The sequence below is a fragment of the Leifsonia sp. YAF41 genome (genome assembly GCF_052113185.1).
GTDB lineage: Bacteria > Actinomycetota > Actinomycetes > Actinomycetales > Microbacteriaceae > Cryobacterium.
This window is the reverse complement of sequence record NZ_JBFRCS010000006.1, coordinates 109,628-135,414: the sequence shown is the minus strand read 5'-3', so window position 1 is coordinate 135,414 and position 25,787 is coordinate 109,628. Positions and strand designations below refer to the sequence as shown.

Sequence of the window (25,787 nt, the reverse complement as noted above, 5' to 3'; positions counted from 1 at the left end):
GCCCTTTCCTCTGGTGTGCTGGGGTGCAGGTCAACGGTACCCGACAGAGGGCCGGTGGGCCCTGAAGTGCGCGTCGTGTTCCGCCGAACGGGTGGTGTCCGTTCCCCCGCCGGGCTACGCTGTCACGCTATGGTCTCGTTCACCATCGAAGAGTTGCCGATACCGTCACGGCCAGGGGCATCCGGTTGGGCGGATTTCGCCGCATCCCTCGAGCTGCAGAACGCAGTCGAGGCCGAGGGCTACGGCACCGACGAGTTGACCTTTACCCCCGAAGAGCTCCTTCCCGGCTATCACCACCAGGAGTACGACCCGCGGCGCCTCTATGCCGTCAGGGTCGGTGACCACATCGTCGCCGGCGCCCGGACCGACGCCCAGGCCGAGGGAGGCGACGACTGCGTCTGGCTGTCGCTGTCGGTGCATCGGGACTGGCGCCGCCTCGGAATCGGTTCCGCCCTTGCCGCCCACGTGGAGGGTGTCGCCGCCGCCGAGGGACGCACCACGCAGTACGTCTACACGGTCTCCCCCGACGGCCCCGGCGATCGCCTGGCGGCACCGACCGGATTCGGATCCGTGCCCCGGGCGAATCCCGAGGTGAGGTTTCTGCTCGGCCGCGGCTACCAGCTCGAGCAGATCGAACGCGGAAGCCGGTTGGCGCTTCCCCTCGACCCCGCCGCGCTCGCCAAGCGGTTCACCGCTGCGTCGAGCACCGCGGGACCCGAGTACGTGGTGCTCGTCTGGGACGGCATGACGCCGTCACGCTGGCGAGCGGATATCGCGGTGCTGTACACGCGAATGAGTACCGATGCTCCGTCGGCCGGTTTGAACGAGCCGGAAGACGTGTGGAGCGTCGAACGCCTCGTCTCCTACGAACAGAAGCATCAGGCGAGCCCGCGCACGCTTCTGACCGCAGCCGCCCTGCACCGTCCGTCTGGCCGGCTCGTCGGCTTCACCGAATTGTCGGTTCCGCCGGACACCCGCCGCAGCGTCAGCCAGGAATCCACCCTGGTGCTCCGCGAACACCGCGGACACGGGCTCGGGATGCTGGTCAAGTTGGCCAATCTGCAGCACCTGGCCGAGCGACATCCGGGCCGGCCGGCCGTGACGACCTTCAACGCCGAGGAGAACCGGCACATGCTGCGGGTCAACGAGGAGCTGGGGTTCGTGCCGATGGGTTACGAGGGGGCGTGGAAGCGGGTCGTCTCGTAACCCATCCGCTGAACTAGTTCTTCGGCGTCGCCCGGCGAAGCGCCAGGAAGCCGCCGAGGGCCGCGAACGCCGTCGGAATCAGGAGCCAAGCGAAGATGCCGGCCGTGCCTTGCGCCACGAACCAGGTTCCGACCATGGGCCAGCTGCTGGTGTACGTGATCAGGGCGATACTGCCGAGAAGAAGCAGCGCGAACGAGACCCAGAAGACGAGCATTCCGGGCATCCGCCAGCGCATGTAGATCGTCGCCACGGATGCGCCGACGAAGAAGACGAGCATCTGCATCACGAAGAAGGCGAGCAGGTCGACGTACCACCCGCTTTGCCCGAACCAGAGGGCGTTGAACATGTAGGTGCCGATGAACCAGCCGTTCGTGAGCTGCTCGATCTGGGTCAGCAGGGTGAAGGCCACGGCGTTGAAGGCGGAAATCAGCACGAACAAGAGTGAGGTACCGAGATAGAACTCCCGCCGCGTCACGCTGAAGCCGAGGGCGAACGGAAATCCGAACGCGATCGACTGCACGGCCACAACGATGAGGTACCACTGCGGTGCGAGCACGGCCCAGCTGTAACGCTGGTTCTCCGTCGCTTCCACACCACCGAGTCCGTTCCCCGTGGCGAAGCCGATGATGTTCGAGATGATGATCGAAATCACAAAGGCGAACGCAACGATGAGCCAGGGAATCCCGATGTAGGTGCGGCGGTCGACGAGGTGCATCCGCACCACGCTCCAAATTCGCGTCAGGATGGAATGCTGTGGCGCCGTCACGACCGGATCGCTCATGCTCGGTGTCTCCCTCAGGTCTGACGGTACGGGGGTGGATGTTGTGGTCATGCTGAGGCGCTCCAATCTGCGGTGGTGCGTGAGCCGTCGCGCGCGGCAACGCCGCTCGGCCCTGTCGTCAATCGAACAATCAGCTGCTGCAGGGAGACCGGGCCCAGTTCGACTCCGGCCGCGGAGGCGCGGCGGTGATCCTCGCTGCTCAGACCGCCGACCGTTGCTGAGGCCAACCCGCCGATACGCTCGCGATGCAGCACGTCGCGGCCGACGATGAACGCATCGACATCGCTGGCGCGCCCGACGACGGTGCTGGCGCTGCCGCGCAACTCGTCGGCGTCCTGATCGAGCAGGATGCGTCCCTCATCGATGAGCAGCACATGCTCGAGCAGATTGCTCACCTCGTCAATGAGATGAGTGGAAAGGATGATGGTGCGCGGGTGCTCGGCATAGTCCTCGAGCAGGCGGTCGTAGAAGATCTGGCGCGCAACGGCGTCCAGGCCGAGGTAGGGCTCGTCGAAGAACGTGAGCGGTGCGCGGGAGGCGAGTCCGACGATGACCCCGACGGCCGAGAGCTGGCCGCGCGAGACCTTCTTGAGCTCGCGATTCAGCGGCACCCGAAAGTCGTCGACAAGCTGGGCGGCGAAGTCCGCGTCCCAGTTCGAGAAGAACCACGGCGCACTTTTCAGCACGTGCTTCACTTTGTATTGCTCTGGATACTTCTGGCTCTCTTTGATGAAACAGATCTGCTGCAACACCCGTGAGTTCTCGACGGGTTCTTCACCGAACACCGAGACACGCCCGCTCGTCGCGAACTGCTGACCGGTGAGCATCTGCATCACCGTGGTCTTTCCGGCGCCGTTTCGCCCGAGCAGACCGTAGATCTTGTTCGCTTCGACGTCGAAACTCACATTGTCGACCGCGGTAAACCGACCGAATTGCTTGGTCAGGCCGTCAACGCGCACGGCGGGAGGGTTTGTCATGCTCATGAGGACATCGCTTCTTTCTGTGTCGCGCCGCTCGAAGTCAGCGTCGGGCTGTTCTGGATCATCTCGGCCACCTGGTTCGGTGAGATGCCGAGCTTTGCTGCTTCGTCGAGCAGCGGCCGGAGGTAACGGCCCGGAAACTCGTCGGTGCGTGTAGTGACGAGTCGTTGACGCGCGCCGGTGGCCACGAACATTCCGATTCCCCGTTTCTTGTAGAGGATGCCGTCTTCGACCAGGCGGTTGACGCCCTTGCCTGCCGTGGCGGGGTTGATGCGATAGAACGCCGCGAACTCGTTGGTCGAGGGCACTTGACTCTCTTCGAGAATCACACCTTCGATAATGTCGTTCTCGATCTGTTCGGCGATCTGAACGAAGATCGGCTTGCCTTCTTCGATCAACGCTGGCCCGCTCTCTGGAGTGAAGATGGTTCATTGGTTAGTTACTTGCGTAACTAACCAACCATCTACGCTCGCGGATGTCAAGGGTCGCCGAAAAGTCCGTCGCGCGTGTCGAAAACCGCGACGCGCGATGAGCTCATCGCGCGTCGCGGTTTTCAGCCCGCGCGGCGCAGAATTACGCCATCGGGGACGAGCTCGCCCAGGCGCGGGTCAGTCCAGACGCGCGTCAGCGCAGACGCTGGCAGCGCGGACAGAAGTGCGAGGAACGATTCATAAACGACTCGCGCACGAGAATCGTGCCGCAACGCGGGCACGGCGTTCCGTGCTGCCCGTAGGCGTTGAGGCTGTGCGAGAAGTAGCCGGACTCCCCGTTCACATTCACGTATTGGGCGTCGAAGCTCGTGCCGCCTTCGACGAGCGCCTTGCCGAGAATCTCGCGCACGGCGGCCAGCAGCCGGGTCACCTTCGGGCGCGACAGCGAGTTCGCCGGCTGGGCATAGTGAAGTCGGGCAGCGAACAACGCCTCGTCGGCATAGATGTTTCCGATCCCGCTGACGAGAGCCTGATCGAGAAGGGCCCGTTTGATCCCGGTGTTCTTGCGGGAGAGCGCCAGTCCGAAGCCGGCGGCGGAGAAGGCCGGATCGAGCGGGTCGCGTGCAATGTGCGCCACCTGCGACGGGATGAGGTGCGCCCACTCCCCCGGAGTGGTGGCATCACCACTGAATCCGCCGACGAACCCATCGCGGGTGGGCAGCATCGTGTCGACAGCCATACTGCCGAAGATGCGCTGGTCGACGAAGTTGAGCCAGAGCTCACCATGGTCGGGATGATCGAGGTGCAGACGGATGCGCAGCATCCGGTCACCCTCGGCGCCCGGGTTTCGAAGCAGCACTTGGCCACTCATCCCCAGGTGCATGACCAGGGCCTGACCGGAGGCGAGCGGAAGCCAGAGAAACTTGCCCCGCCTCACCGCGGCGTGCACGCGCTGTCCCTCGAGGGCGTTCACGAAGGATTCGCTGCTCCCGGCATGCCGACGAAGCGATCGGGGCTCGAAGATCTCGACGCCGGCAATGACCGCCCCGGTGACCGCCGGTTCGATACCGGCGCGCACGACCTCAACTTCGGGCAGTTCGGGCACGCGTCGCCTCAGTTGCGACCGAGGAGGGCGCAGGCTTCGAGAGCCGCGGCCATCTCAGCGTGCTTCTTGCTGGTTCCGTGACCCTCGGCACTGACCAGAGAACCGACCGTGACCGTGGCCACGAAGACCTTCGAGTGGTCGGGTCCGCTCTCGGTGATCGTGTAAACGGGTACACCGGCGCCACGATGGGCCGCGAGTTCCTGCAGCGTCGTCTTGGGGTCCATCGAAGCGCCGAACCGCGTCGGATCGGCCTTCAAGGGCGCGATCAGACGCATGACGAGTTCAGTCGAGACGTCGACCCCGGAATCGAGGTAAACGGCACCGATGAGGGCCTCGACGGTGTCGGCAAGGATCGACGCCTTCTCGTTACCGCCGGTGAGCATTTCGCCGCGGCCCAAGCGGATGTATTGGCCGAGACCAATGCTCCGCGCGACCTCGGCCAACGCAGCACTCGAGACGAGACTTGCCCGGCGCTTGGCGAGATCGCCCTCATCGAGATGAGGGTAATCCCGGTACAGCATGACCGTGACGGCCTGCCCGAGAATTGAATCGCCCAGAAACTCGAGTCGCTCGTTGGTCGGAATTCCGCCATGTTCATAGGCGTAAGACCGGTGTGTGAGCGCGAGCTCTAAAAGTTGCGGGTTAATCGACACACCGAGGGTCGTCTGGAGCGACGAGCCCTCGGCCTGCATACCGGTCATGACTGGTATACCGAAAAGTATCGACTAAACGTCGGCGACCTTGCGGCCCTTGTACTCCATGAACAGCGGGGTGCCTGCGGAGTCTTCGACAACCTTGGCGCGGTGCGGGAGGCTGTAGGTGACCTTGCCGTTTTCGAGCGTCTTGACCAGCGTGGGGGCCTCGGCCTTCCACTGTGAACGACGCGCGTGGGTGTTGCTTCGTGACTGCTTCCGCTTCGGAACTGCCATGACTACTTCTCTTCTCTATCTGTTTCAGCATGAATGTCTTCATCCGTGCCGATGTCTTCGAAGGCTTGGAATCCCGCAAGCGCGGACCACCGGGGGTCGCGCACTTCTTTCGGTTCAAGTACCGGGGATTCGGCAAGCCGCTGCCCGGTCTCCATGTCGAGACCTGGGCAATCCCGCCGGCAAACCGGCTGGAAAGGCAGTGACAAAACCACTGCATCCCTGATCAGAGGTTCAAGATCCACGTGGTCATCTTGAACTTCAAACTCAAAAGCTTCGTCTAAAGAGTACGCGAAAAGCTCCTGAAAATGAACTTGACGCGGGAACTCGATGTCAATCAGGCATCGGCCGCAGATTCCGGATGCCTGTGCAGACAGATCTGCGGTCACCAGAATGCCGTCGTGGATCGTTTCCAGGCGCAGGTCGGTGGCCATGATTGAGCCGGCTTTAACGGACACGAGTCCTTCACCGAGGTCTTCTGGAACCACGAGATCGAGGTGGCGCTCGTGCATCGAGCCTGGCCGATTGATGAGGTCACGCACTTCGACCGTGTATGGCGTTTTCTTGAACTTGGTCACGAGATCTAATTCTACGCTTCTCAAGATGGGAGCTTGCTCGGGTCAGGGCGGGCAGCGCCTCGGCCCTGCGGGAGAAGCGAAGCCGGCAGCAGCGTCGCGAGAAGACGGGTGAAGCGTGAGGCGCCGGAGTGAAGTGCGCCGACCACGAGCAGAACGTCGTGTTCTCGTTCGACACCGCTTGTTCGATCGTCCCCGCGAGGGCGGCGATCGTATCGTTCCCGCTCCTCCTCGACGAGCAGTCGCTCCAGCGCGGCTCGCTCCTCGGCACCGGTCATCGCCGGCATGTCGGCCAGTCGCGCCGCGAAAGCTCGCGGGGATTCCGTGCTGTACACGCCGATGCGGTGATCCCGTGCGGTGTCGGTGAGTTCCAACCAGGCCACACCGGCATTCGCGTCGCCGGATCTGATCAGAGCGCGGCGGCGGGCGCGGCGCAGCTGGCGGACGACCAGCGGCACAAGCAGCAGCAGCAGCACGGCGAACACCGCGCCGGTCACCTTCCCCACCGTGTCGATCGTCTGCGCCTGAGCGGCTTCAGCAGGAATTGCCGTGCTCTGGCCCTGCCCTGGCTTGTCGGTCGGGCGCGGAATCGACGACGGCGCCGCGGGGCTCTGCGTGCTCCCGGCGGGTGCCGGCTGATTGGGCCTGGCGTAGGCGGGCACGGTTCCGCGGCTCGGCGTCGGCTCAAACGGAACCCAGCCGATTCCGACGAAATACAGTTCCGGCCACGCATGCAGGTCGTGCGAGTCGACGGTGTACGTGCCGGCCGACGCCCCGGCGTTGGATTCGCGGGATCCCGGAAGGTAGCCAACGGCCACCCGGGCCGGGATGCCGAGCGTGCGAGCCATGATGGCCATCGCCGAGGCGAAGTGCACGCAGTATCCGGTCTTCGATTCCAGGAAGGCACCGATGACCTGGACTCCCCCACTTTCGGCGCCATTCACGACGGGAGCCTTGGTGTCGTAGCTGAATCGGTAGCTCCGTAAATAGTCCTGCAGGGCCACAGCGGAGTCGTAGGTGGTCGTCGCGCCTGCTGTCACGCTCTGTGCGGTCTCATCGATGATGGCGGGCCGCGGCGACGGCACGTCGAGCGAGCCGAGGATGTCCTCGGGATAGCTTGTGCTCGCGGCGCGCAGCTGTTCAGCTGTCGGCTCGAGTTGCAGCGCCGTGACGGTGTACCGCTGGCCCCTGGTGGTGCTGTTCGAACTGGTGATCACCTCTGCCGAGTCGTTCCAGAACCATCGGCCGTTCAAACCATCGACCGCAACAGCGGGCGACGRCGCCGGAAGCCAGGTCGTCGCCACCCCGTCGATGTCAACCTCGGTCCTCGACTCCGACGTCTTGACATCTGGGCCGAGCCCGGGGGGCCGGGTGATCTCGTCGATGGAGAGGCCGGTGCGCCCCGGAGGAGACCCGGACGTCCAGGTGGTTCCGACGAAACGGTCCAGGGTCAGCAGTTTGAAGTACGGAAGGGTCGTGGCCGTCGTCGTGTAGTGAAGTACGGGGCTCGGATCGGGTCGGCGCAGGTCTTTGCCGATGTCGACCAGGGGGCTGACCCCGGAACCGAACAACAGCCCGCCGGTTCCGTTTCCCACCAGCGGGCCCGCCCCGACCGGCGGGAAGACGATGCTGAGCATCAGCGCGGCAACAATTCCGATTCCGCCGACGACAAGCGAACCGCCGACGCGCCACTGCTCCACGCGCCGTCGCACTCGCTGATCGACCATGAGCAGGGCCAGGAAGGCGGCGGCGGCCAGCATCAACGCCACCACAGACGCTCCACCATCGATGAGCAGGCCGGGCGCAGCCAGCGGAATCAACATCGGCACCCCCGCCAACGCGGGGGCCCGCCAGGCGATTGCGCAGGCATCCATCAGAATCGCGAGGAGTCCGGCCCCGACGATGAGCAAGAACATAATGCCGGCATCGACGTCTGCCGGAACGTTCTGCACATAGATCGAATCGATGCCCTCCCCGACCAGGGCGTCCAGCCGGTCAATCGTCGCCGTCGTCGGAATCAGCCAGAGCAGACCACTGCCTCGACCGAAGAACAAGGTGATGAGCATCACGAAGACGCCGACCTCCGCGAGCACGGTCAGTCGGGGGCCGAGTCCGCGCGCGCGGAGGAGTCCCCCGGCGCCGAGAACCACTGCGGCGGTGACCACCATCGGCAGCCACCATCCGGTGCCGTCGAGGATCGCGCCGAGGGCTCCGCAACTGACCGCGAAGAGAACCAGCAGGGCTGCAACGATTGGCCACTGGGCGTCGGGTACCCGCCGCTTCCTGCCGCGTGCGGCTCGTTCGCGCGCAGATTCTTCGGTGGCCTCCGGAGGCCGCACGACGGCCGGAGAACCGGGAGGTGCTTGCACCGGGATCATTTCTCGACCTTGCGCACACTCATCGCCTGCTCCCAGGCCCGACCGAAGTCTTCTTCGCGATGCACGGCCACGCAGAGCCAGCCGGAGTCGGCCAACCGATCGATCATCTCTTCTGACACGGTGTCGAGCACGAAGGCAACGGCGGGGTCGGCATGCACGCGCAGAACGTCGAGGGTGTGGACATCCTGATCGTCGACCGCCGACAGAATGGCGAAGGTCGGTTCGAATCCCCGATCTGCCGACGATTCTGTGCGCCGCGGGCCCGCGGGAGAACCATCGACCGGCGCGGCGACCGGAACAATTCCGGCCAGACCCTCGAGCAGGACACGATCGCCGTGCAGACCGGTGTAGGTCGCGGGTACATCGCCGTGGAGGGCTGCCGCATCACTGCCGGGCCCGTCGGCGCGCAACTGACTCTGTCCGAGTTCAATGACCTCGAGGCGGTAGCCTGCCTCCAGCAGATGCACACCGATCGAGGCAACGAACTCGATGCTCAGCTCGAAGGCGGAATCGCCGGGGTTCATCACATCGAAATCGCGGGAGGAGTTGGCGGCCTCCGTCGTGTCGAGCACGATCCGCACCGACGGGTTGCTGCGTTGTTCCTCTTGTCGCACCATGATCTCGCCGCGCCTGGCCGTTGCCGGCCAATTGACCCGCCGCATCGGATCCCCCGGGCGATACTCCCGCGCGATGAGTTCATCCGCGTGCGGATTATGGTGGCGTTGCAGCTCGTGGTTTGCTCCGTCGCCGCCGACGACAGACAGCCCGCTGCCCGGAAGCCACGCGACGCGCGGCGTCACGACCAGGTCGTTGGCCGACCCGCAGGGCCGTTGCGAGAACGCCAAGCCGAACGGGTCAAACCGGGTGAGCACGAGTGGACCGACGTCGTAGACGCCCCGCTCGTCGGGGGTGAGGGTGTAGTCGACGGTGACGGTCTGCGGCCGGTGCGGCGCGCCGCCCAGCACCCCCTGGAGTCCCGGGAGCACGGCAGAATCCGGCCCGAGCAGCCCTGCGGACGTGAGCTCTGTCCAACGGATGCCGTTGAGGGGACCCGCCGACAGATTCTGCAGCCGCACCGACACCGACGCCGACGACCCCGCAGCGACGACGGGCGGCCGAAACACGCGAGTGATCTGCACCCGCACCGGCCGTAATCCGACCACGACCGCCGCGACGACGGGAACAAAAACGAGCACGCTCCCAATGAAGAGCAGGTCCTGACGTCCGAGCAGATAGGCGACGGCCAGAATTGCGGCAGCCACGATGAGAAAGACTCTGCCGCGCAAAGTCAGCCGCGGAAACCAGACCGGAACCGCCGGTCGCCGTCGTGGGGACATTGTCGTCAGCGCGCGACACTCACCGGAACAGGTGTCGCCGCAAGGATTCGCAGCACGATCTCCTCGATGATCGGCGCGCTGTCTTGGCGATGGTGGCCGACGGCCCGGCTGGTCGGCATGAGACGGTGCCCGAGCACCGCGACGGCCAGGGAGTCGATGTCGTCGGGCAGAACGTAGTCCCTCCCATGCAGGGCGGCCTGGGCCTTTGCCGCTCTGATCAGTTGGAGAGTGGCGCGCGGGCTCGCCCCCAGCCGGAGGTCACGATCATCCCGCGTGGCGCGTACGACCGCCACCACGTATTCCTTGACTGCGCTGGAGGCAAAAACGTTGCGGGCGCCCACCATCATCGCTTTCAACTCCTCGACCGACACGACCGCTCCGATCTCAGACAGCGGGCTCGTGGTGTCACGGGAATCGAGCATGGCCAGCTCCGACGAGGTGTCGGGGTAGCCCATCGAAATCCGGGCCATGAACCGGTCACGTTGTGCTTCGGGCAGCGCGTAGGTGCCTTCCATCTCGATCGGGTTCTGGGTGGCGACGACAGTAAAGGGGCTCCCCAGCGGGTAGGTGACACCATCGATGGTGACCTGGCGCTCTTCCATGCATTCGAGCAGAGCCGACTGCGTCTTCGGGCTTGCCCGGTTGATCTCGTCGCCGATAACGATGTTGGCGAACACCGCGCCGCGCTTGAACTCGAACCGCCGCTCGGCCTGATTGAACATCGAGACGCCCGTGACGTCGGAGGGAAGCAGATCGGGGGTGAACTGGATGCGACTGACGCTGCAGTCCACGGAGGCGGCCAAGGCTTTGGCCAGCATTGTCTTTCCGACACCCGGCACATCTTCGATCAGGAGGTGACCGCCGGCCAGCAGCACCGTCAGCGCCGTATGCACCGCGGCCGACTTGCCATCGATGACCTTTTCGACGTTGCGGATGATGCGGGCCGCAGCCGTCTGGATCTCAGCGACGGCCGGGATCGAGCCATCAGCGAGCCGGGAGGAACTCACCCCGTGTGTGCTCCCGGCCGGTTCCCCTCCCTGCGCGCCGCGCACCGCCGCATCCTCGACAGAAACAGCGACGTCCCGGCCGACTCCCTGGTCGGTCGAGACGGGAAGCGAGCCCGGGTTCACACGCGCACCTGCTGCAGGTAGCGGGCGACATTCGACGGCACATAGGGGGCGATGTCACCGCCGAGCGAGGCGACCTGACGCACGAGGGAACTTGAGACGTGGGCGTGGGCCGGGTCGGGCAACAGAAAGATCGTCTCCACCGATGCCAGGTTGCGGTTGACGATGGCCATCGGGGTTTCGTAGGCCACATCAACCTGCGAGCGGATGCCTTTGACGAGAACACTCGCGCCGACTTCCTGGCAGTAGTCGACCAGCAGACCGACGCTCCAGGAGGCGACGACGATGTTGCCGGGCAGCTCAGCCTCGGCGATCGCCTCCTCCAGCAGGGAGACCCGCTGGGTGATCGGCAGCAGCGCCGACTTGCCGGGGTTGTGCACAACGAGAACGTGAAGCTCATCGAAGAGGCCGGCGGCCCGTCCGATCACATCAAGGTGCCCGAGGGTGACGGGGTCGAAAGAACCAGGGACGACGGCGATCCTGTGCATAGGGATCACACTAGCGCCACCGGTAATCCACCGCTTCGTTCAGAGGCAACCTCCAAGCTTGAGCGTGTCCGCACAGAAGCGGGCGGATGCGATGAACTCGCGACCGCCCGCCCTGCTCGCCCTGCCCGGTGGCACTCGAAATCAGCGCACCGGGTTCCGGCCCCGGTGCTGCCTCTCAGCCGTATTCGGGGAGGGCGATCGCGTCGGACTTGTCGAGCAGTCGAGCGACGAGCTGGCGCATCGGCCAGTGGTGCATCATCCGCGCCGAGAGCACCCGCATCCGGAGCATGAAGCGCCCCTTCGGAAGGAAGCCGTTGACGCCGCCCGGGGGCAGCGTGTGGGACGCGGCGACATACGGCCGCATGACCTTCTCGTAGCGCGAGAAGGCCGCGGCGTGATCCCCCTGTGCACGGCCCAGCTCACCGGCCAGCACGTACGCGCCGACCAGGGCCAAGCTCGTGCCCATGCCCGTGAGCGGCGAGCCGCAGTAGCCCGCATCTCCGAGCAGCGCGACCCGGCCGCAGGACCAGCCCTCCATATGCACCTGGCTGACTGTGTCGAGGTGAAAGTCGTCATCCGCATCGGCCGCCGCGAGCAGCTCCTCAGATCGCCAGCCCATGCCCGCGAAGACCTCGTGCAGAAGACGCTTCTGGCTGGCGACGTCGCGCCGATCGACGTCCACTCCGGTGTCGGCAAAGGCGAGCATGGCCTTGGCGGTGCCGCCTCGCTCCGGCCGAAGGGCGAGCATCCTGCCGGGCTCGTTGTACATGTCGAACCACGAGTCGAGTGGTCCGGCATCCCAGACCGTGCAGTAGCCGAGGTAGGCGCCGAGGTGGACCACGAACTGGGACTCCGGACCGAAGGCGAGCGATCGCACACCCGAGTGGATCCCATCGGCTCCCACGACGAGGTCAAAGGTGCGTGTGAGCCCGCTGAGGAAGGTGACGGCGACGCCGTCGACACCGTCCGACAGCGCCGTGATGCGGTCGCCGAAGATGATCTCGGTGTGCTCCTCGACGAGGTCGTGAAGGATCTCCGTGAGGTCGCCTTTCATGATCTCGATCTCGGTCACCGGACTGCCGTCGCCGACGAACAGATCAGCGGGCATCGTGGCGAGCTCCCTGCCGGTTCTGTCGATGTAGCGCAGCCCCTTCTCGTGCACGATGCGTTCTCGAACGCGCGGCATGATTCCCATACGCTGCGCGACCACCTCGCCGAGACCACGGAGGTCGACGGCCTGTCCGCCGAGTCGAAGATCGGGCGCTTGCTCGACGATCGTGGACCGAATGCCCTGCCGGTGCAGCCAATGCGCGAGGGCGGGCCCTGCGATCCCTGCACCTGAAATGAGTACACTGTATTCGTTCATAGCTCGAACGGTAGTACAAGCAATGTACGCCGTACAAGTGTTCTAGTTGTGAGGGTGGTGTACTAGTACGGTGCGTGTGACTTCTCAGAGCATTGCGGCGGAGATCGCCAAGCGGATCGTGTCGGGAATTCTGGGCCCCGGCGATCGAGTCCCTTCGGCGCGCGGGATCACCAAGGAGTGGGGCGTCGCAATTGCCACCGCCACGAAGGCGCTTGCGCAGCTGCAACTGCAGGGGCTCATCGTGTCGACGCCGGGCATTGGGAGCGTGGTCGCATCGCCGGCCGCCCCGTCGCCGGCACACCTGTCGACCGAAAGGGTCGTGGCGGCCGCCATCATGATGGCGGATGCGGAAGGCATCGATGCGATCTCGATGCGACGCATCGCCGCCGAGCTTGGCACCTCGACGATGTCGCTGTACCGGTATGTCGAAAGCAAGGACGGCCTCGTCCTGCTCATGATCGATACGGTGCTCGGGGAGGATTCCTTCCCACCCCCGTCGGACTCGGACTGGCGTGCCGATCTGGAGGTCTCCGCCCGGTTGCAGTGGGCGGGCTTTCTGCGGCATCCGTGGCTCGCCGGCGTGATGTCAATCACGAGACCACAGCTCGTGCCGAATGGATTCCGTTATACGGAATGGTGTTTGCGAGCACTCGCTCCGCTTGAGTTGAGCATGGAGTTGATGATGTACATCAGCGTCATCGTCTTCAGTCACGTCAAGGGGATGGCGATCGACATCGCCTCCGAGGCCGAGCAACAGCAAGACACGGGTCTCACAGCCGACGAATACATGACGACACGATCCCCAGACATCGCGGCGATGGTATCGCCGCAAGACCTCCCGCTGCTCGCCTCCCTGGTGCGATCAGACGACTTCGACCTTGACCTGAACGCCTTGTTCGAATTCGGGCTCCAGCGATTGCTCGACGGAATCGAAGGCTGGCTCGCCCGTACGCCTGTCGTCGACAACACGACCCCCAGCGCAAAGAAGCCCCTGGCCCCCGGGGAAGCCTGATCGTTCGTCGCTCCCCCGTCGGAGAGCACGACGGGCTGAGACGCGACTCAGCCCTTGCGGAGCCAGGAGCGCTCAGACTCATCGAGCCGGCGGCGCACCGCTGCGGCCAGGGGCGGGATGCTCGACAGATCGGGATCGTCCCCGATGAGTTCGTGTGCGTGGGCACGGGCCTGGGTGATCAGCTCGCCATCCGTGGCGACGCGAAGCAGCCGCAACGACGACTTGCCACCTGACTGCTCGCCACCCAAAACGTCACCTTCCCTCCGCAGCGAGAGGTCGGCCTGGGCCAGTTCGAAGCCGTCGAGAGTGGATGCGACGGCATCGACGCGCTCCCGGGCGAGGGAGTCGGCCGACGCGGTGGTCACGAGCAGGCAGAGCCCCGGGATCTCGCCTCGCCCCACCCGTCCCCGCAACTGGTGCAACTGAGAGACGCCGAAGCGATCGGCATCCATCACGACCATCGCCGACGCATTGGGCACGTCGACGCCGACCTCAATCACCGTCGTCGCCACGAGGATGTCGATGTCACCCGCGGCGAACGCACGCATCGTCATGTCTTTCTCGTCGCTCGACATCCGACCGTGCAGCGGCTCGATCCGTGCGCTGGCGAGCTCAGTCTTGGCGCGCAACTCGGCGAGCAACCCCTCGACGGTGACCGGCGGCGTCTTCACGTCGTCGCCCTCACCGGCCGGCAGGGTCTCCTCCCCCGGCTCCCGTAGCTTGGGCGAAATTGCGGAACAGACGACGAAGGCCTGGCGACCCTGTGCGAGCTCTTCGGCGAGCCGCGTCCAGACGCGCATCGACCAGGCGGGTTTTTCGGCGAGTGGTACGACGAAGCTCTCGATCCCTTGGCGCCCGGCCGGGAGTTCGGCGATGGTGCTGACATCCAGGTCGCCGAACACGGTCATCGCAATGGTGCGCGGGATCGGAGTGGCCGTCAACACGAGCACGTGCGGCGGCTGGGCGCCCTTCAAACGCAGGGCCTCACGCTGTTCGACCCCGAATCTGTGCTGTTCGTCGACGACGACGAGGCCGAGGTCGAAGAAGTGAACCGTGTCGCTGAGCAACGCGTGGGTGCCGATGACAATGCGCGCCTGGCCGGACACCGTACGCAGCAGCGCCTTCTTGCGGTCGGCGGCCGGAAGCGCTCCGGTGAGCAGAGTCGGCATGAGCTCGGCCGCGCGGTCGGGTCCGAGCATGCGCACGATCGAGCGAAGATGTTGTGCCGCGAGCACCTCGGTCGGCGCAAGAAGGGCGGATTGTCCGCCGGAATCGGCGACCGCGAGCATGGCGCGCAGCGCGACGACCGTCTTTCCCGAACCCACCTCACCTTGCACGAGACGGTTCATCGGACCGCTCTCGGCCAGGTCGCGGGCAATTTCGCCGCCCACCTGGCGCTGGTCGCCGGTCAACTCGAACGGAAGGGTGGCGTCGAAGTGATCGAGAAAACCGCCGGGCGTCGGCACGCGAGGCCGCGTCGCCCGCCCGCGGGCCGCATTGTGCTGCAGTACGAGCGCGCACTGCAGAACGAACGCCTCGGTGAACTTGAGCGTGTCTCTGGCCCCGCGCCAGTCGGCATCCGTTGCCGGGCGATGGATCTTCTCGAGGGCGTCGCGCTGAGTGAGCAGTGAGCGTTCGGTGCGCAGGGCACCGGGCAGCGGGTCGGGCAGCGGGCCCAAGGCGTCCAGCACCAACGCCACGGTCTTCGCGATCTGCCAGCTGGCCACTGTCGAGGTGGCCGGGTAGATCGGAATCGGCGCCTCGACCCAGCGCCGTTGTGCATCACTGTCGCGCGGAGGTGCCTCGGCGTCGTCGGTGAAGAGTTCGTAGTCGGGGTGCGCCAGTTGGAGAGCGCCCTTGTAGTCCGTCACCTTGCCGGCGAAGATGCCGCGCATGCCGCGGCGCAGCGCTTCGGCGCGCCACTTCTGGTTGAAGAAAGTCAACGTGAGAATGCCGTTGCCGTCGGAAATCTTGACCTCGACGATGGACCCGCGCTTGGACTTCATCTCCCGGAGATTGACCGACAGCACCTCGGCAACGATCGTGACGCTCTCGCCGCGCGGCAGCTCGTCGAGCGCAGTCAGCTCGCCGCGACGGGCGTAGCGACGCGGGTAGTGGCTGAGCAGGTCACCGACGGTTTCCATGTCGAACGCCTTGGCCAGTGCCTGGGCCGTGCGACCGCCGACGACGGCCGAGATCTTGGTGTCGAGGGTGGCGTCATAGATCAGCGGCTTGGCGGGTCCGGAGGCGTGCGCCGAAGGCTCGGCCGACGGGTTGGGCAGAATCGGCGCAGCGTCAGTCACCCCCCTATCTTTTCATTCCCCACCTCGCTCTGCCGATAGGCTCAAAGAGAGATGACTCGAATTGTCGCCGGTTTCGCCGGCTCCCTGACCTTGGCCGTTCCGAAGACCGGCACCCGCCCCACCAGCGACCGTGTGCGCGAAGCGATCTTCTCGGCGCTCGACGCGCGCGACGCCATCAGCCACACCCGCGTGCTCGACCTCTACGCCGGCTCCGGCGGCCTGGGCCTCGAAGCCGCCAGTCGCGGAGCACGTTCTGTCGTGCTCGTCGAGAAGGCCTCGAGCGCCGCCGCAATGTGCCGCAAGAACACCGAGGCCGTGTTGCGGATGGCCCCCTCACGCGACGCCCCCAAGATTTCGACAACCGGTCAGTCGGTGCAGGCCTTCCTGAACTCGGCCACCGGCGAGTTCGACCTGGTCTTCATCGACCCGCCCTACGACCTCGACGAGGCCGAGCTGACCCAGAACCTAGCGGCGCTGGCTCCCCTGCTCTCCGAGGACGCCCTCGTGGTTCTGGAGCGTGGCTCGCGCTCGCCCGAGCCCGTGTGGGGCACCGGCCTCGTGCCCTCGCGTCGCAAGGCCTACGGCGAGACGATCGTCTGGTACGTGGAGCCGGCCCTCCCCGACGCCTGATCTGCTGACTGGCTCACGCCTGACCTCACCATCTGACCGTGCGCATCCGCCCATCACACGTCGCCGAGTTTGACCGTTCCGGTCGAAGTACCCCGGCACGCCAGGGTGTTTCGACCGCAAGTGTCAAACTCGGCGCGAGGGATTAGCCGACCGCACCGTTCCAACCACGGTAGGGGTCCCAGCCATTCTGGTCGTGCGGGGCACCATCGACGAGAATCGATCCCACCTTCGCCGTGACGATCCCGATCGCCCGAAATCCGGTGGGCAGCGGCACGTCGGCGGGGAACGTCGCGAGCAGACCGTGGTCTTCGCCGCCGCCGAGCGAGACCTCGATGCGCTCCCCCAGCGTCGATGAGTCGAAATCGATGCCGACGCCGCTCGCACGGGCGATCCGTCCGGCGTCGATGGCGAGCCCGTCGGAGACATCCAGCATCGCCGTGGCCCCGCCGATCGCGGCGACCGGGCCGAGCACGACGGGCGGTTCGGGGCGAAGCTGGGCGTTGAGGGCCTCGGGATGCGCGAGCTTCAGTTCGGCCGCACGCGCGGCATCCGGGTTGCCCGCCTCGTCGACACCGTGCCGAAACAGCAGTTCGAGACCGGCCGCCGCGGCGCCCAGGCGACCGGCGATCGCCACGACATCGCCGGGACGCGCGCCCGAGCGCAGAACCGGGGCGCGCCCGCCCAGATCGCCGAATGCCGTCACGGCCAGGGTGAGGGTGTCCGACGCCGACAGGTCGCCTCCAACGACCCCACAGCCCGGGGACAGGGCTTCGCAGCAGGCTCGCAGTCCGTCGGCGATGCCCTCGATCACGCTGATCGGTGTGTGCGGGGGCGCCGCGATGGCCACGACGAGCGCCGACGGTGTCGCACCCATGGCCGCGACATCCGAGAGGTTGGTGGCCGCAGCCTTCCAGCCGAGGTCGTTCGGCGTCGACCAGGCCAGCCGAAAGTCAGGACCGTGGATCATCATGTCGGTGGTCACGACGAAGCGCCCGTCCGGGGCGGCGATCACCGCCGCATCGTCGCCGGGGCCGAGCAGTTCGGCGTCGGCGTGCGGCAGACGTGGAAAAATGCGCGCAAGCACTTCGCCCTCGCTCAGGTCGGCCAGGGTCAGCGTGTCGGCACTGGCCGATCTCGGCGAAGGAGGGGTGCTCGCAGCATTCGTCATATCTGAAACGGTAGCCTGAAAGGGATGACTCTCCGATTCCGCGCGCGCCACGCCGCACTCCGCCCTGCCGCACTCGCGGCCCCCGTTCTCTTCGTCGGCGCCCTGCTGCTCTCTGGCTGTGCCGCGGCCGTTCCGATGCAGCCGGCTCCCGACGCGACGAACGCGAAATGTGCCGATGTCGTCGTTCATCTGCCCATCTCCGTCGCCGACAAGGCAGAACTCGAGACCAATGCGCAGGCGACCGGCGCGTGGGGGGAACCCGGCGCTTCGGCGATTCTGCTGCACTGCGGTGTGGACGTTCCCGGGCCGACGACTCTGCCGTGTGTGAGTATCAACGGCGTCGACTGGATTGAAGACGATGCCGACGCCCCGCTCTACCGGTTCACGACCTATGGACGTGAACCCGCCGTCGAGGTGGTCGTCGACTCGAAGGCCGTCGCCGGGTCAACCGTGCTGGCCGACCTCACCAACGCCGTCAGCGTCATCCCGGCCACTGGAGCGTGCCTCGGCGCCGATGACGTGACGCTCCCCTCAGACGCGCCGACCCCGTAGCACCCGTCAACGTCAACAGCCCCCGATCCGTGATCGGGGGCTGTTGACGTACCTGTGATGAATCGGGTCGAAGGCTACGATCCGTGCCCGACCCGCGCGAGCGCCACCTCGATCAGCTCATCGATCAGCTGCGGGTAGGTGAAGCCGCTGGCCAACCAGCACGTGGGGAACATCGAGATCGGCGTGAAGCCCGGCATCGTGTTGAGCTCGTTGACGACCCAGCCGTCGGCGGTCAAGAAGAAGTCGACACGGGCGAGCCCCGCGCCGCCGATCGCGTCGAACGCGCGAATCGCCAGCGCCTGCATCTCGGCCAGCTCCGCAGCGGAGAGATCGGCCGGGCAGACCAGGTCGATACCGGCCGCCCCCTCATACTTGGCGGCGAAGTCGTAGAAGTCGCGACCGCTGACGATGACCTCACCGGCGACGGATGCCCGGGTGGGCGTTCCCGGTCGGTCCTGCAGCACGGCGACCTCGATTTCGCGCCCGACCAGGCCCGATTCGATAAGCACCTTGTGGTCTTCGGCGAACGCCGTCGCCAACGCCTCGGCCAGCTGATTCGGAGTCGACACCTTGCTCACGCCGACACTCGACCCGGCGCGGGCCGGTTTCACGAACGCGGGAAGACCGAGTTCGGTCAGCGCCTGCTCTGCCAGCGTGGAGTCGGCCGCGTGCGCGTCAGCAGTGATCGTGCGCCACGGCGCCACCGGTACCCCCGCCTGCATCAGCACCGTCTTGGTGAAGTGCTTGTCCATGCCGAGCGCCGAGGCGAGCACGCCGGAACCCACGTAGGGCAGACCGATCAACTCGAGCATCCCCTGCAGGGTGCCGTCTTCGCCGAAGGGCCCGTGAACGATCGGAAAGACCAGGTCGACGTCACCCAGGTCACGCGTTTCGCCGCCATCCGTCACACGCAACGTCGTGTTGCCCGCGCTGTCCGGCCAGATCACTCGGGTGCCGTTGTCGACGACCTCCGGCATCGCTGCCGGGTTCAGCGCAAACTTGGTGGGGTCGTCTGCCTCGAGGATGAACGCGCCGTCGCGCGTGATCCCGATCGGGATGACCGTGTAGCGGTCGCGGTCAATTGCCGCCAATACCCCGCCGGCTGTGGCGCAGCTGATCGAATGTTCGCTTGAGCGACCCCCAAAGAGCAGCGCTACCGTGAGCTTGTCCGTCATCAATCGTCCTTTCGCCCTGCGGTTCCCCAGAGTCGGTGGTCAGGTGGGGCGCGATGTCCCTCGGGTTCAATGTTCCGGCAAGTACCTGGCGCACCTGCTCGACAATAGGCATTTCGACGCCCTTGGCGCGCGCAAGTTCCAGAATCGGGCCGACGGATGCGAGACCCTCAGTGGTCTGCTGCATCTGCTTGGTCACATCATTGATGCTGTAGCCCTGGCCGAGGAGGCGTCCCGCCGTGTTGTTGCGCGACAGCGGCGACTGACAGGTGGCGATCAGGTCGCCGAGTCCGGCCAGACCGGCGAGTGTTTCGGGGTGAGCGCCGTAGGCGACGGCGAAGTCGGTCATTTCGACGAGTCCGCGCGTGATGATCGAGGCCTTGGTGTTCTCGCCGTAGCCGACACCGTCGACGATGCCGATGGCCACGGCGATGAGGTTCTTCAGGACGCCGCCGAACTCAGTGCCGATGACATCCGTGTTCACATAGGAACGGAAGTAGCGGGTGTTCGCGAGCATCGCGACGGCCTGCGCCGTCTCCAGGCTGCTTGACGAGACAACGGCGGCCGTCGGCTGCTCCTTGGCAATTTCAAGCGCCAGGTTCGGCCCGGAGATCGCGGCGATACGCGACGGATCAATCGGCAGCACTTGCTCGATGACCTCGCTCATGCGGAGGCCGGTCGAGCGCTCGACGCCCTTCATCAGGGAGACGATGATCGCGTTGGGCTCGAGATACGGCTCGGCGGCGATCAGGTTCTCGCGCAGCGACTGGCTGGGAACCGAGACGAACACCTGCTGGGCACCGGCGAGGGCCAGATCGAGTCGTGACGTGGCGCGCAACCCGACCGGCAAGTTGATGCCCGGCAGGTAGTCGCTGTTGCGGCGCCCCTCGGCGATTTCCTTGGCGAGCTCAGGGCGGCGCGCCCAGAGCATGACGTCGGCGCCACCGTCGGCCAGGATTTTGGCGAACGTCGTTCCCCAACTCCCGGCTCCGAGCACAGCAACGCGGGGGGCAGGCTGAACCTTAGGCTTCAAAACGGCCGGTCTCTTTCTGGTCGTGTTCGGCAGGGTTCCACCGCACTGCAGGGGCTTTCTCCCCGCGCAAATCTTCGAGCAGCACGGTGATGGCATCCATCACCACGGCTGTCGCTTCATTCAGCGTTGTTGCGTTCAGCGGGAGCCCCTGAAAACGGGACAGGTCGACCGGGTCGCCGATCTTCACCGTGATCGTCTTGCGCGGAAACACACTGATCTTCTTCGAGTAACGCGGCATCAACGCCTGAGTTCCCCAGTGCGCTGCCGGAATGATCGGGATGTTGTGCTCGAGCGCGATGCGTACGGCGCCGGTCTTGCCACGCATCGGCCACAGATCAGGATCGCGAGTCAGCGAGCCTTCCGGGTAGACGACAACCATCTGGCCGTTCTCAACGAGTCGCTCAGCAGCCTTCACGGGCTCGCTGCCACGCACGGAACCGCCACGCTGCACGGGGATCTGCCCCGACTTCCGAAGCAGATATCCGATGACCGGAATCTTGAAGAGGGAGCCCTTCGCCATGAACCGGGGCAGGCGCCCGAGCTTCCAGGCCACCACGCCCATCACAACGGGATCGATCTCGCTGTAGTGGTTGGGTGCGAACACGAATGCCGTGGTGCGCGGAAACTTCTCCCTGTCCTGAATCTCGTACTTGGCGACGAGATTCATGAACGGCAGAGCGATCGCGGCCAAAAGCCAGAAGATCGACGGACGGCTCTTCTCCGAGCGCGCGCGTGACGCAGGCGACGACGCGGAGGACTCAGGGGTGGGTTTCGATGGCACAGCCCTATTATCCTTCGAGATCGAAGTCAGCCCCCAACAGCTCCAGCTTGGTGATGAAGTTTTCGTAGCCACGAGCGATGATTCCGACGTTGCTGACCGTGGACGTGCCTTCGGCCGACAACGCGGCGATGAGGTGACTGAAGCCACCACGCAGGTCGGGAACCTCGATGTCGGCGCCGTGCAGCTTCGTCGGCCCGGTGATGACGGCCGAGTGGTTGAAGTTACGCTGGCCGAAGCGGCACGGGTGTCCACCGAGGCATTCCTTGTGAATCTGAATGGTCGCCCCCATCTCGATCAGGGCGTCGACGAAGCCGAAGCGCTGCTCATAGACGGTCTCGTGAACGATCGACACGCCGTGCGCCTTGGTCAAGGCGATCACGAGCGGCTGCTGCCAGTCGGTCATGAACCCGGGGTGCACATCCGTTTCGATGATGACAGGCTTCAGGTCTCCACCCGGGTGGTAGAAACGGATGCCGTCGTCGTGGATGTCGAACGCGCCACCCACCTTGCGGAAGACGTTCAAGAAGGTGATCATCTCGGCCTGGCGTGCCCCGCCGACGAAAATGTCGCCGTCGGTGGCCAGGGCTGCGGCAGCCCAGCTGGCAGCCTCGTTGCGGTCGAAGAGCGCGCGGTGCTGGTAGCCCTCCAGCCGCTCGACACCCTCAATGCGGATCACGCGGTCGGTGTCGACGGTGATGATCGCGCCCATCTTCTGCAAGATGTTGATGAGATCCATGATCTCCGGCTCAATCGCCGCGCCCTTGAGCTCTGTGATCCCCTCGGCACGCACGGCGGTGAGCAGAACCTGCTCCGTCGCGCCAACGCTCGGGTAGGGCAGGTCGACCTTGGTGCCCTTGAGGCCGTTGGGTGCAGACATCCGGATGCCGTTGGCCTGCTTCTCGACGACGGCACCGAACTTGCGCAGCACGTCCAGGTGGTAGTCGATCGGTCGGTCGCCGATGCGGCAGCCGCCCAGGTCGGGGATGAAAGCCTCACCGAGGCGGTGCAGCAACGGTCCGCAGAACAGGATCGGGATGCGCGAGGAACCGGCGTGGGCGTCGATGTCGGCGTAGTGCGCGCTTTCAACGTTGACCGGGTCGAGGATCAGTTCGCCGGGCTCGTCGCCGTCGGTGACGAGGACGCCGTGAACCTCCAGCAAGCCACGCACAATGCGCACGTCGCTGATGTTCGGAACATCTTTCAGCACGCTCGGCGTTTCACCGAGGAGCGCGGCGACCATTGCCTTGGTCACCAGGTTCTTCGCACCCTTCAGCTCGATACGTCCAACCAGAGGCCTTCCGCCGCGGATGGTGATCCGATCACCGAGGAGGCCGACGGCTGCGCCATGGTTCTGCGCGTCTTCACCGAGTGTGCTCACAAATTACCTACCTTGCAGGGAGAGTGCGGGGTCGCCATGACTCCCGCTGGGATTCGAATTCAGAAATCCGCGCCTCATCGCGCAGGGTTAGGCCGATGTCGTCGAGACCTTCGAGCAGCCGCCATCTAGTGTATTCGTCGATCTCGAACGAGACTGTGAGGTCGCCGATACGAGCTGTTTTGTCCAACAGATTCACGGTCACTTCAATTCCCGGGCTCGCCTCAATGGCGCTCCACAGAAGCTCAGCGTCTTCTTCGGTGATCTGACCGGCAACAAGACCCTGCTTGCCGGAGTTGCCGCGGAAGATGTCGCCGAAGCGGGGGCTCAGCACCACGTCGAACCCGTAGTCACGCAGGGCCCAGACGGCGTGTTCGCGAGAGGAACCGGTGCCGAAATCAGCTCCGGCCACGAGAACGCGGGCTCCCCGGTACGCGGGCTGGTTGAGCACGAATTCTGGGTCGGCGCGCCAGCCCGCGAAGAGTGCGTCTTCGAAACCCGTCTTGGTGACGCGCTTGAGGTAGACGGCGGGGATGATCTGGTCGGTGTCAACGTTAGAGCGGCGCAGGGGCACGCCGACGCCGGTGACGGTTGTGAACTTTTCCATGATTATTTCGCTCCGTCCAGGGTCAGGTCGTTCTTCGCCGTCGGATCGAGATCCCACGGGCTTGACAGGGTGCCACGGATGGCGGTGGCGGCGGCGACGAGCGGAGACACAAGGTGGGTGCGCCCCCCCTTGCCCTGTCGGCCTTCAAAGTTGCGGTTGCTTGTCGAGGCGCAGCGCTCCCCCGGGGCCAGCTGGTCCGGGTTCATGCCGAGGCACATCGAGCAGCCGGCAAAACGCCACTCGGCGCCGAAGTCGGTGAAGATCTTGTCGAGGCCTTCCGCCTCGGCTTCGAGGCGCACGCGGGCAGAACCGGGGACGACGAGCATCCGGATGCCGTCGGCCATCTTTTTGCCCTTGATGATCTCGGCGGCGGCGCGCAGGTCTTCGACCCGGCTGTTCGTGCAGGAGCCGAGGAAGACCGTGTCGACACGGATGTCCTTCATCGGGGTTCCGGCGACGAGGTCCATGTATTCGAGGGCCCGTTCGGCGGCCGAACGCTCGTTGGCGTCGCTGATGTCGGCCGGGTTCGGCACGGGTTCGGAGAGCGAAACGCCCTGGCCGGGGTTGGTGCCCCAGGTGACGAAGGGTTCGAGCGTGTCGGCGTCGAGGATGACCTCGGCGTCGAAGGTGGCGCCGTCATCGGTGGCCAGCGTGTTCCAGTAGGCGACGGCGTCGTCCCAGTCCTGCCCGACCGGCGCGTGCGGGCGGCCTTCGAGGTAGTCGTAGGTGATCTGATCCGGCGCGACCATTCCGGCGCGGGCGCCGGCTTCGATCGACATGTTGCAGATCGTCATCCGGCCCTCCATCGAGAGCGAACGGATGGCGCTGCCACGGTATTCGAGCACGTAGCCCTGACCGCCGCCGGTGCCGATCTTCGCGATCACAGCGAGGATGATGTCCTTGGCCGTGACGCCGGGGCGGAGAGTGCCGTCCACGGTGATGGCCATCGTCTTGAAAGCCTTGAGGGGCAGCGTCTGGGTCGCCATGACGTGCTCGACCTCGCTGGTTCCGATGCCGAAGGCCATCGCTCCGAATGCGCCGTGCGTCGACGTGTGCGAGTCGCCGCAGACCACGGTGATTCCCGGCTGGGTCAGGCCGAGCTGCGGGCCGACGACGTGCACAATGCCCTGTTCGATGTCGCCGAGAGAGTGCAGTCGAACGCCGAACTCCTCGCAGTTGCGGCGCAGGGTTTCGATCTGGGTACGGCTGGTGAGATCGGCGATCGGCCGATCGATCGCCAGCGTGGGCGTGTTGTGGTCTTCCGTCGCGATCGTCAGGTCGGGGCGGCGCAGAGGGCGACCGGCCAGGCGCAGGCCGTCGAATGCCTGCGGGCTGGTGACTTCGTGCACGAGGTGCAGGTCGATATAGATGAGGTCGGGCGTACCGTCTTCACCCTTGGCGACCAGGTGCTTGTCCCAGACCTTTTCGGCCAGAGTACGGGGGTGCTCGCTCAACGTTGATGCGTCATTCATTGTTGTTGTTCTTCCTCAAGAAGGTGGTGGTCAGCCAACGACAGACTCCGCGACGAGGGAGGCCTTAGAACGAGGACTCGTCGCGGCACAGAAGAAGAAGTCGACCGGACAGCATGGATTTAGGCTAACACCTCGACCGGGCGTGAGAGTGACTCCACGACGATCACCGTCACGTTGTCACGCCCCTGATGGGCCAGCGCCGCGTTCACCAGAGCCTCGGCGCGAGTGAGCTCTGCCTCGCCTGTTCCCGCCGCGCCCCGAGCGTCGAACTCAGCGAGAATGCGGATCATTTCGCCGAGAGACAACTCGTTGCTCAGGCCGTCTGAGCAGATCAGAAACGTCTGACGCCCGTCGATCGGAAGAAGCCAGACATCCGCATCGGCATGGTCCGACAGCCCGATCGCACGGGTGATCACGTTGCGTTCCGGCCACGTCTCAGCGTCTTCTGGGCGCAGGAGCCCGGCGTCGATCATTGCCTGGGCCGCCGAATGGTCGACGCTGAGTTGAGACAGAAGGGCGCCGTCCCAGGTGTAGATGCGGGAGTCACCGATATTGAAGGCCATCCAACACAAGCCGGTCCCCTCGCCGGCGTCGACGAGTGCCACTCCGGCCAGCGTGGTTCCGGCGACGGCCGCGCCGACATCGTCGGCCGCGCTGAGGTCGTGAACGGCATCGTTTGACGAATGGATGGCATCGAGGATGCGTTCGGGTGTTGACGGCAGGTCTCGTTCGATGTGCTCATCGAAGACGCGCACGACGGTTTGGCTCGCCACTTCGCCTCTGGCATGGCCGCCCATCCCGTCAGCGACAAGGTAGAGGGGTGATCCGGCGAGAAAACTGTCCTCGTTTGCGCTCCGCACCAGGCCAACGTGGCTGTGTGCGCTGAAACGGAGATGAGTGTGTTCCGTGGCCAGAACCAGATCTGATTCTCCGTGTTCGCTCACCGGCGCTCCGTTCAATTCTTTCGGCACATCAGTCGCCT

Annotated in this window: 25 protein-coding genes; 4 read left to right on the top strand and 21 right to left on the bottom strand. The window is 65.4% G+C overall.

The window, feature by feature from the left end:
• The first annotated feature begins 129 nt into the window (after positions 1 to 129).
• Positions 130 to 1,206 carry a GNAT family N-acetyltransferase gene (locus AB4Y63_RS07525; protein WP_441790426.1) on the top strand — a complete coding sequence of 359 codons (1,077 nt, stop codon included), beginning with the start codon at positions 130 to 132 and terminating at the stop codon, positions 1,204 to 1,206.
• 13 nt (positions 1,207 to 1,219) lie between these two features.
• Here the strand turns inward: AB4Y63_RS07525 and AB4Y63_RS07520 are convergent, their stop codons facing one another.
• The 12 genes from AB4Y63_RS07520 to AB4Y63_RS07465 all read right to left on the bottom strand — a co-directional run bounded on the left by AB4Y63_RS07520 (position 1,220) and on the right by AB4Y63_RS07465 (position 12,700).
• The gene (locus tag AB4Y63_RS07520; protein WP_441790425.1) at positions 1,220 to 2,038 is read right to left on the bottom strand and encodes a hypothetical protein; all 819 of its coding nucleotides are present in this window, start codon (positions 2,036 to 2,038) and stop codon (positions 1,220 to 1,222) included.
• Positions 2,035 to 2,964 (bottom strand): ABC transporter ATP-binding protein, encoded by a 930-nt coding sequence (locus AB4Y63_RS07515; protein WP_441790480.1) that lies wholly within the window; start codon positions 2,962 to 2,964, stop codon positions 2,035 to 2,037. Before AB4Y63_RS07515 ends, AB4Y63_RS07520 begins: the two co-directional genes overlap by 4 nt.
• Positions 2,965 to 2,966: 2 nt before the next feature.
• Positions 2,967 to 3,365: a GntR family transcriptional regulator gene (locus AB4Y63_RS07510; RefSeq protein WP_441790424.1), complete on the bottom strand. Its 399-nt coding sequence runs from the start codon at positions 3,363 to 3,365 to the stop codon at positions 2,967 to 2,969.
• Positions 3,366 to 3,591: 226 nt separating this feature from the next.
• Entirely contained in the window at positions 3,592 to 4,503 is a 912-nt protein-coding gene (gene mutM, locus AB4Y63_RS07505; protein ID WP_441790423.1) for a bifunctional DNA-formamidopyrimidine glycosylase/DNA-(apurinic or apyrimidinic site) lyase, read from the bottom strand.
• 8 nt (positions 4,504 to 4,511) lie between these two features.
• Positions 4,512 to 5,204, bottom strand: a complete 693-nt coding sequence (gene rnc, locus AB4Y63_RS07500) for a ribonuclease III (RefSeq protein WP_441790422.1) — start codon at positions 5,202 to 5,204, stop codon at positions 4,512 to 4,514.
• Between the two features lie 24 nt (positions 5,205 to 5,228).
• The gene (gene rpmF / locus AB4Y63_RS07495) at positions 5,229 to 5,432 is read right to left on the bottom strand and encodes a 50S ribosomal protein L32 (protein ID WP_345063222.1); all 204 of its coding nucleotides are present in this window, start codon (positions 5,430 to 5,432) and stop codon (positions 5,229 to 5,231) included.
• Positions 5,433 to 5,434: 2 nt separating this feature from the next.
• A complete protein-coding gene (locus tag AB4Y63_RS07490) occupies positions 5,435 to 6,007 on the bottom strand; it encodes a YceD family protein (RefSeq protein ID WP_441790421.1) in 573 nt (190 codons plus the stop codon).
• A gap of 20 nt (positions 6,008 to 6,027) precedes the next feature.
• Entirely contained in the window at positions 6,028 to 8,382 is a 2,355-nt protein-coding gene (locus AB4Y63_RS07485) for a transglutaminase family protein (RefSeq protein WP_441790420.1), read from the bottom strand.
• Positions 8,379 to 9,644: a DUF58 domain-containing protein gene (locus AB4Y63_RS07480; protein ID WP_441790419.1), complete on the bottom strand. Its 1,266-nt coding sequence runs from the start codon at positions 9,642 to 9,644 to the stop codon at positions 8,379 to 8,381. The genes AB4Y63_RS07485 and AB4Y63_RS07480 overlap by 4 nt, the downstream gene beginning before the upstream one ends.
• Before the next feature lie 80 nt (positions 9,645 to 9,724).
• Positions 9,725 to 10,726, bottom strand: coding sequence for an AAA family ATPase (locus AB4Y63_RS07475; RefSeq protein WP_441790479.1), 1,002 nt, complete (start codon positions 10,724 to 10,726; stop codon positions 9,725 to 9,727).
• A 119-nt stretch (positions 10,727 to 10,845) separates the two neighbouring features.
• Positions 10,846 to 11,334, bottom strand: a complete 489-nt coding sequence (gene coaD / locus AB4Y63_RS07470; protein ID WP_441790418.1) for a pantetheine-phosphate adenylyltransferase — start codon at positions 11,332 to 11,334, stop codon at positions 10,846 to 10,848.
• Positions 11,335 to 11,509: 175 nt separating this feature from the next.
• The gene (locus AB4Y63_RS07465; protein WP_441790417.1) at positions 11,510 to 12,700 is read right to left on the bottom strand and encodes an FAD-dependent monooxygenase; all 1,191 of its coding nucleotides are present in this window, start codon (positions 12,698 to 12,700) and stop codon (positions 11,510 to 11,512) included.
• 76 nt (positions 12,701 to 12,776) lie between these two features.
• Here AB4Y63_RS07465 and AB4Y63_RS07460 point away from each other — a divergent pair, with 76 nt between their 5' ends.
• On the top strand, positions 12,777 to 13,712 hold the full coding sequence (locus AB4Y63_RS07460) for a TetR/AcrR family transcriptional regulator C-terminal domain-containing protein (RefSeq protein ID WP_441790416.1): 936 nt from the start codon (positions 12,777 to 12,779) through the stop codon (positions 13,710 to 13,712).
• 47 nt (positions 13,713 to 13,759) lie between these two features.
• On the opposite strand, the gene AB4Y63_RS07455 is transcribed toward AB4Y63_RS07460, so the two are convergent.
• Positions 13,760 to 15,937, bottom strand: coding sequence for an ATP-dependent DNA helicase RecG (locus AB4Y63_RS07455; RefSeq protein ID WP_441790478.1), 2,178 nt, complete (start codon positions 15,935 to 15,937; stop codon positions 13,760 to 13,762).
• 129 nt (positions 15,938 to 16,066) lie between these two features.
• Between AB4Y63_RS07455 and rsmD the strand changes: the two genes are divergently transcribed.
• Entirely contained in the window at positions 16,067 to 16,645 is a 579-nt protein-coding gene (gene rsmD / locus AB4Y63_RS07450) for a 16S rRNA (guanine(966)-N(2))-methyltransferase RsmD (protein ID WP_441790415.1), read from the top strand.
• Between the two features lie 142 nt (positions 16,646 to 16,787).
• On the opposite strand, the gene thiL is transcribed toward rsmD, so the two are convergent.
• Positions 16,788 to 17,813 carry a thiamine-phosphate kinase gene (gene thiL, locus AB4Y63_RS07445; protein ID WP_441790414.1) on the bottom strand — a complete coding sequence of 342 codons (1,026 nt, stop codon included), beginning with the start codon at positions 17,811 to 17,813 and terminating at the stop codon, positions 16,788 to 16,790.
• Between the two features lie 24 nt (positions 17,814 to 17,837).
• Between thiL and AB4Y63_RS07440 the strand changes: the two genes are divergently transcribed.
• Positions 17,838 to 18,365, top strand: a complete 528-nt coding sequence (locus tag AB4Y63_RS07440) for a DUF3515 domain-containing protein (protein ID WP_441790413.1) — start codon at positions 17,838 to 17,840, stop codon at positions 18,363 to 18,365.
• Positions 18,366 to 18,439: 74 nt separating this feature from the next.
• Here the strand turns inward: AB4Y63_RS07440 and AB4Y63_RS07435 are convergent, their stop codons facing one another.
• The 7 genes from AB4Y63_RS07435 to AB4Y63_RS07405 all read right to left on the bottom strand — a co-directional run bounded on the left by AB4Y63_RS07435 (position 18,440) and on the right by AB4Y63_RS07405 (position 25,749).
• A complete protein-coding gene (locus AB4Y63_RS07435) occupies positions 18,440 to 19,540 on the bottom strand; it encodes a D-alanine--D-alanine ligase family protein (RefSeq protein WP_441790412.1) in 1,101 nt (366 codons plus the stop codon).
• Entirely contained in the window at positions 19,443 to 20,534 is a 1,092-nt protein-coding gene (locus AB4Y63_RS07430; protein WP_441790477.1) for an NAD(P)H-dependent glycerol-3-phosphate dehydrogenase, read from the bottom strand. The genes AB4Y63_RS07435 and AB4Y63_RS07430 overlap by 98 nt, the downstream gene beginning before the upstream one ends.
• A 25-nt stretch (positions 20,535 to 20,559) precedes the next feature.
• Entirely contained in the window at positions 20,560 to 21,351 is a 792-nt protein-coding gene (locus AB4Y63_RS07425) for a lysophospholipid acyltransferase family protein (RefSeq protein WP_441790411.1), read from the bottom strand.
• 7 nt (positions 21,352 to 21,358) lie between these two features.
• Complete coding sequence (gene murA, locus AB4Y63_RS07420) at positions 21,359 to 22,729, bottom strand: UDP-N-acetylglucosamine 1-carboxyvinyltransferase (protein ID WP_441790410.1); 1,371 nt, start codon at positions 22,727 to 22,729, stop codon at positions 21,359 to 21,361.
• Between the two features lie 7 nt (positions 22,730 to 22,736).
• A complete protein-coding gene (leuD, locus tag AB4Y63_RS07415; protein ID WP_441790409.1) occupies positions 22,737 to 23,333 on the bottom strand; it encodes a 3-isopropylmalate dehydratase small subunit in 597 nt (198 codons plus the stop codon).
• A 2-nt stretch (positions 23,334 to 23,335) separates the two neighbouring features.
• Positions 23,336 to 24,805 carry a 3-isopropylmalate dehydratase large subunit gene (gene leuC, locus AB4Y63_RS07410; RefSeq protein WP_441790408.1) on the bottom strand — a complete coding sequence of 490 codons (1,470 nt, stop codon included), beginning with the start codon at positions 24,803 to 24,805 and terminating at the stop codon, positions 23,336 to 23,338.
• A gap of 119 nt (positions 24,806 to 24,924) precedes the next feature.
• Entirely contained in the window at positions 24,925 to 25,749 is an 825-nt protein-coding gene (locus AB4Y63_RS07405; protein ID WP_441790407.1) for a PP2C family protein-serine/threonine phosphatase, read from the bottom strand.
• Between the last annotated feature and the right edge of the window lie 38 nt (positions 25,750 to 25,787).

Excerpts from the sequence above, each read along its gene's own strand:
- leuD (WP_441790409.1), bottom strand. The coding sequence starts at position 23,333 with ATGGAAAAGTTCACAACCGTCACCGGCGTCGGCGTGCCCCTGCGCCGC.
- rsmD (WP_441790415.1), top strand. The coding sequence starts at position 16,067 with ATGACTCGAATTGTCGCCGGTTTCGCCGGCTCCCTGACCTTGGCCGTT.
- AB4Y63_RS07520 (WP_441790425.1), bottom strand. The coding sequence starts at position 2,038 with ATGACCACAACATCCACCCCCGTACCGTCAGACCTGAGGGAGACACCG.
- AB4Y63_RS07525 (WP_441790426.1), top strand. The coding sequence starts at position 130 with ATGGTCTCGTTCACCATCGAAGAGTTGCCGATACCGTCACGGCCAGGG.
- coaD (WP_441790418.1), bottom strand. The coding sequence starts at position 11,334 with ATGCACAGGATCGCCGTCGTCCCTGGTTCTTTCGACCCCGTCACCCTC.
- AB4Y63_RS07440 (WP_441790413.1), top strand. The coding sequence starts at position 17,838 with ATGACTCTCCGATTCCGCGCGCGCCACGCCGCACTCCGCCCTGCCGCA.
- AB4Y63_RS07435 (WP_441790412.1), bottom strand. The coding sequence starts at position 19,540 with ATGACGGACAAGCTCACGGTAGCGCTGCTCTTTGGGGGTCGCTCAAGC.
- leuC (WP_441790408.1), bottom strand. The coding sequence starts at position 24,805 with ATGAATGACGCATCAACGTTGAGCGAGCACCCCCGTACTCTGGCCGAA.
- thiL (WP_441790414.1), bottom strand. The coding sequence starts at position 17,813 with ATGACGAATGCTGCGAGCACCCCTCCTTCGCCGAGATCGGCCAGTGCC.
- AB4Y63_RS07515 (WP_441790480.1), bottom strand. The coding sequence starts at position 2,964 with ATGACAAACCCTCCCGCCGTGCGCGTTGACGGCCTGACCAAGCAATTC.
- rnc (WP_441790422.1), bottom strand. The coding sequence starts at position 5,204 with ATGACCGGTATGCAGGCCGAGGGCTCGTCGCTCCAGACGACCCTCGGT.
- rpmF (WP_345063222.1), bottom strand. The coding sequence starts at position 5,432 with ATGGCAGTTCCGAAGCGGAAGCAGTCACGAAGCAACACCCACGCGCGT.
- AB4Y63_RS07465 (WP_441790417.1), bottom strand. The coding sequence starts at position 12,700 with ATGAACGAATACAGTGTACTCATTTCAGGTGCAGGGATCGCAGGGCCC.